Source organism: Acidobacteriota bacterium, assembly GCA_003225175.1.
Taxonomy (GTDB): domain Bacteria; phylum Acidobacteriota; class Terriglobia; order Terriglobales; family Acidobacteriaceae; genus Gp1-AA112.
Genome location: QIBA01000137.1, coordinates 1 through 5,762, shown reverse-complemented (window position 1 = coordinate 5,762; position 5,762 = coordinate 1). Strand labels below are relative to the sequence as shown.

The following is a 5,762-nucleotide window of genomic DNA, read 5'->3' as shown; positions in this document are numbered from 1 at the left end:
GTAAAATGATTGAAACGTCAAATCTAACAAGCTAAAATTCATCATTAGGATCACTAGATGCTGAGATATCTTTATTTTAAAATTTAAAATTTTAAACTTAAAAATTTATGCAAACACCTACGCAAAAGTTATGCAAGGTTACACATTTTTGCGTAACTTTACGAACCTTACGCCTAAAAAAAATTCCTGATGATGATAGTGGGATTTTTACAAATTCAATTAAATATTACATTATTTCTTGCAATAGTTTTAAAGTAATATATTTTTTTCATTCCTTTTGTCATCGGGGTGCAAGCTTGAACAATTTGGGATCCGGTGCAAGCTTATACCTTTCGTCATCGGGTGCAAGCTTGTATCAGTATTTTTGTCATCACAATCACTGCGAATGTAACATGTAGATCATTTTCATATTAAACGAAATTTGTGTAACCATAATTGAGTTACTTCATTTTATTTTTAAATGTTAATTTTAATATATTACGTCCAGTGTTTGAAATTCGATGTGCGGAGTGTGCGGGCGCACAAATTTTGTAAAACTCCGCACATGACCTGTAAATTTCGTGCGCGCTGTGCGCGCACGAAAATTTTGTATGCATTTCCGCACATTCCCGCACATTGCGCACATTTCCGCACACTTGCGCACGTTTTCCTTATTTACCGCACATTCCCGCACACTTGCAAACACTGCATATTTTTTGTTAAATATCTAATAAAAATTAATTTATTCTTCAGTTTCTTACTTCTTTGCACAATTTTAAATATTTCTAAAAAATTCTGTTTTGTGAATTGTTCTATTACCTGTTTATCACTGTGGTCGGTTGGTATATTTTCCATATCAGATATGATTAACATGTGAATTCAAATAAGGTTTGCAAGTAGAATTTTAAATACAAGGTTTGCGAGTAGAATTTTAATTATATATGTAAGTATTTGCGCATTTGTGAATATTTCTCACGTTTGACACGTTGTCTTTTATACATTAACTAATGGAACAATATTTTCTGTCTATGAATACTAAAGAAAAACAAGTACAAAACAAAGATAATGGAAGTACAAATAAAAGAAAAAATGTAACAAGTGATGATAATCCTGCAGATAAAAAAATAAAAACGGCTAGTGCTCCAAATCCTCGATGGCTAGCAACACATGCATGGTTAGAATTTCGAAAGGTAGAAGATACAGTGTACATGTTTTGTAAATGGTGTGAAGAAGCAAAGTTTACTAATCAAATGGCCAAAGGAACATCTGTTTATAAAAAAGAGACAATTGATAGATATTTAAAAGTTAAAGATCATTTAATAGCAAAAAAACAGAGCGAAGATCTGAATAATATTATTGTTGGATTTGCGAAGCAATATGATAAAGATAAAGCTATTGTTATTCAACAAATGCGTTGTGTTTACTTTGTGTCAAAAAATTATATTTCGTTTAATGTATATCCAAAATTATGTCAATTAGTAAAATTAAAAGATCAAATTACTACTACTCCTCAAGTACTTGCCCTTCCGAAACAAATTATGGATAATACAATCTCAACTCGCTTAAGTTATGGTACATATGCGAATAATAACTCAGGAAAAATGTTGGAAAGATAGATAGTAAATGTAATTAAACAGGAGTTAAAGTGTGAAATTAAAAATTCTCCATTTTGGAGTATTATGATCGATGAGACAACCTCCATTGCCGACGAAAAACATTTGGCTATAGTCTCTAAGCATATGTCATGTAACGTTCCTGTATTACGTTTTATTGGATTAGTTGAGCTTGAAGATTGTACCGCAAGTAATATTTTTGAACAAATTTTAAGATTTATTGAAATTAATGAGCTTAATTTAAACAAATTGATTCACTTTGGGAGTGATGGTGCATCTACGATGGTTGGTAAGTAGTTGTCTTGAATTTTAGTATTATTAGAAGAATTTTATTTAAAATTATTTATTAATAGGGCGAAAAAATGGTGTAGCAGCAAAATTAAAGGAAGTTAGTCCATATGCTACCTCAGTTCACTGCATTGCTCATAGGCTTCATCTGGCCGGAAGGGATGCAGCAAATGAAGTCCAGTACTTTAAAGATTACGAAGCTATATCGATATGTAAAGAATTATATTCATATTTTAGCGGATCATATAAGAGAATGATGAATCTAAAAATGATTCAAGAAACTAACGATGACCCACAATTAACAGTATTAAATATTATTAATACACGTTGGTTATCATTATCTAATGTGGTATCAAATTTATATCAAATTTTAGATTTGATTATTGATGCTTTGAATTTTGATAAAATGAATGCTATTGATCAAAGAGATAGAGACCGAGCAACAAAAGTATTGGAATTATTGGATTCTAAATTTAAATTATCAACTATGTATATGGCCGATTTGACATATCTATCACAACACAATTTATCGGAATTGATAATCAACCACCAACATATGGAGTAAATATTCAAAATTATTTACAAAAAAATCCATTTTACTATAATCATTTACCTGAAGATTTTACTCATTTTGCAAAAGCATTGGTTTGCAGCTTACAAGCCTGATTTCCACACAACAACTTGTACTATTCAATGAGAATTTTTGATCCAAAAGAACTGCCTTCTCGTAAAAGTGAATTGTCTTCATATGGAATAGGAGAGATTAAAACTTTATGTGAATACTTTGGCAATGAAAAAAATAAATCAGATGGTACAACAGTTGGTCCACTAATTAATAGCTTTGAGTGCCAAAAGGAATGGGGAATGGTAAAGCACGTTATGAAGACAGTTAGGGAATATAACATGATAGATGGATGGCATCATATTTGGAATACCCGACCTCAATTTGTTAATCAATTTCCAAATATTAACATATTGATTAATATTACTTTGTTAGTCCCATTATCAAATGCAAGTGTTGAGTGGGTATTCTCTCAACACAAGTTAACAAAGACAAGATTACATAATAGAATAAACGTTGAGTCACTTGAATCGCATTTAATGATACTACTTAATGCGCCTGATGATATTGAAGACTTTAATTGGGACAAAGTATTTAATCAATGGGAAAAAGAACAAGTGCGAAGGGTTAATCAAAATTAAGCAATTCATCTATCAATTTATACTACGTTATTTTTTATCCATTTTCGTAATAATAACATTTTAATACTTTTAATACTGTACATATTATTTAGTAAAATTAAAAACATTTTAGCATACTCATAAATATTCAGTATAATAAAAATTTTATTAACACTAATTTTAAAAATTTTTAATTTATTTAAAGTTTAAAAAATTATTGTATTTGATAAAAAAAATACTTCCGCACATCACTTGAGAATTGCGCACATAGAAATTTTAAATCATGTGCGCATTCCACACATCATTTAAAATTTGAATTTCAAACACTGATTACGTCTATACTAAATTAAGTAATCAATAGATCATCACGTGCTCTACTGGTTTTATAAAATCATTTTCCTTTTTCGCAATTATTTTTTTCTTTGCACTTACAAGATATTCACCTTAAAAACAAGCTTTTTTTTAAGATCCTTTTAAAAGTAAGAAAGAAAATGTAGTTTTGATTACAGAAATATATGTAATTTTACAAGAAACGATTTTTCTATGCTTATATTGTTTGTTTTTCGAACAGTTTTGCGTAAAACGCAAAAAATCAAATTTTTACTATTAACAAGGAGTTTTTTAAAAGTGGTATGATAATTAATACTCATTTATTTCACTTATTCTCATTAATTATTAACATATTCTCATATTCATAAACTACAATTGTTAGCTTTGGTATTATTTTCAGTCTATATTTATACTAATTTTCTTCTTTTTCTTCTTTGTTTTTAGTCTACGGTCAGTTCGAAAGGTTTAGGTGAGTTAATTCCTTTTTTTTGTCTTCTTTTATTACTTTAGTTTTCATTTTTAGTTCTTGCTTTTATTCTAGGCTACTGTTCTATTCAAAATGTCAGTTCACAGATTATGAGTGGGTTTAAAATTTTTTTTTCGTCCACTTTACTTATTTTTTTTCGTTTTGTTTAACTACCATCTGCTTTAAATTTTAAACGGCAGTTCTTGATTCCCCATGTGAGCCCCTATTGACTGGAGGGTTTGATCAGTGAGTTTATTTCGTCTTTTTTTCTTGTTATTTTTGTCTGTTACTTTATCTGTTACTTTCGTTCCATTCTTCATTTTTTCTTTTATGTTCAGGCTACTTTTCAGCTCTAAATCACGGATGAGTGGGTTTAACATTTTATTCCTTTTCTTTTTTTTTCTTTTTTATTTTTGTCAGATTCGAATTATAACAGTGGTTCTTGGATGAGTTTTAAGAAATTTTTTTCATTTTTTTTGTCTGCTTACTTTCGTTCTGTTTATTCATCCTTGCTTTATTTTCAGGGCGGATCACAGATCGTGAGTCGCATTGACTGATTCTATTTAAAATGATTCTTGGTCGGGTGAGTTTAATATTCTTTTTTCATGTATTATTATTTTTTTTCATTATTTTTATTTATCTCATTTTTTTCTTTTTTCGTTTGCTTACTTTCATTCCATTTATTCATCCTTGCTTTTATTTTCAGGGCGGATCACAGATCGTGAGTCACGTTAGCTGATTTGATTTAAAATAGCAATTCTTAGCCGGGTGAGTTTAATATTCTTTTTTCGTGTATTATTATTTTTTTTCATTCTTTTTATTTATCTCATTTTTTTCTTTCATCCTGAATTGTCCCTAAAAAAAAGAAAAGTGAACAAAATAACCAATAGCGTGAATGATCATTCAATTTAAATTCAACTGAGATCAGTTAAGAAAAATAAAATTAACTAAGTCTCCAACTCACAAAGAAGTCCTGAAGCGTCCCTAAAAAAGAAAAACAAAACAAAATTAGCAAAGGTAAAAAATAAATTAAATTAGCCAAAAGAACAAGACCTTTACTCACAAAACTCATACCTAAAAGTCTCAAAATGCAAGTCCCGACGCGTCCCTGACAAAAGAAAGAAAACGAGATTAGTTAAGGTTAAGGAGTTGGAAAAAAACTAAGTCTCCAACCCATGAGGCCATAAAGTTCATACCTGAAAGTTCCGAAGTGTCCCTAAAAAGAAAAGCAAAAATGAAATTAGCAAAAATAAAATAAATGAAATTAGCAAAAACAACAAGACCATTACCCACAAACTCGTACCTAAAAAGTCTCGAAATGCAAGTCTTGAAGTGCCCCTGAAAGAAGGATAAAACAAAATTAGGAAAGAATAAAAAGATTCACCCACAAAACTCTGTTAGTTAAAAAAATATTAACAAATAAGACTCCCTCACGACCTCTCCAGCGAAATACAAAGTCCCAAATAAATTATATAGAAAGAAAAAGTTCTATTTCTTTCCTTAAAACTTGGGCGCTAAAATCCAAGCAAAATCTATTAGCAAAAAAGAATTGAATTGAAAAAAAACGAAAAAATAACTTACTTTTCTTTATTTTTGGTAAAAAAATTCACAAAATTCCAGTGGAGATCCAACTGAAATAACAAAAGTCAAGCGAAAATTTTTTTTAATATGTTTGTAAAGGAGGTTATTAAGTTTATTTTTTACTTTTGAGTTTGACGAGTTCCGTTATATAAATGCAGTGTTACGTTTAACCTAAAATTTTCAATTTTAACGGATTTTGGGCCGGCATTATGAATTTGGCCAGAATTAAGAAAAATTTGGCCGGAATTATGATTTAAAGATTGTCAATTTTAAACCAATTAAATTAATTTAAACCGATTTTATCTACATATATATTGTATATA

At 29.2% G+C, this 5,762-nt stretch carries 5 protein-coding genes; 3 read left to right on the top strand and 2 right to left on the bottom strand.

The annotated features are described in order from the left end of the window. Positions 1–654: 654 nt before the first annotated feature. A complete protein-coding gene (locus DMG62_23695; protein PYY20354.1) occupies positions 655–852 on the bottom strand; it encodes a hypothetical protein in 198 nt (65 codons plus the stop codon). A 155-nt stretch (positions 853–1,007) separates the two neighbouring features. On the opposite strand from DMG62_23695, the gene DMG62_23690 reads away from it, so the two are divergent. The 3 genes from DMG62_23690 (at position 1,008) to DMG62_23680 (ending at position 3,083) form a co-directional block, all read left to right on the top strand. Next, positions 1,008–1,595: a hypothetical protein gene (locus DMG62_23690; GenBank protein PYY20353.1), complete on the top strand. Its 588-nt coding sequence runs from the start codon at positions 1,008–1,010 to the stop codon at positions 1,593–1,595. Beyond that, a complete protein-coding gene (locus tag DMG62_23685; protein ID PYY20352.1) occupies positions 1,596–1,889 on the top strand; it encodes a hypothetical protein in 294 nt (97 codons plus the stop codon). 672 nt (positions 1,890–2,561) lie between these two features. After that, entirely contained in the window at positions 2,562–3,083 is a 522-nt protein-coding gene (locus DMG62_23680) for a hypothetical protein (GenBank protein PYY20351.1), read from the top strand. Between the two features lie 957 nt (positions 3,084–4,040). Here the strand turns inward: DMG62_23680 and DMG62_23675 are convergent. Next, positions 4,041–4,238, bottom strand: coding sequence for a hypothetical protein (locus DMG62_23675; protein PYY20350.1), 198 nt, complete (start codon positions 4,236–4,238; stop codon positions 4,041–4,043). Positions 4,239–5,762: the final 1,524 nt, after the last annotated feature.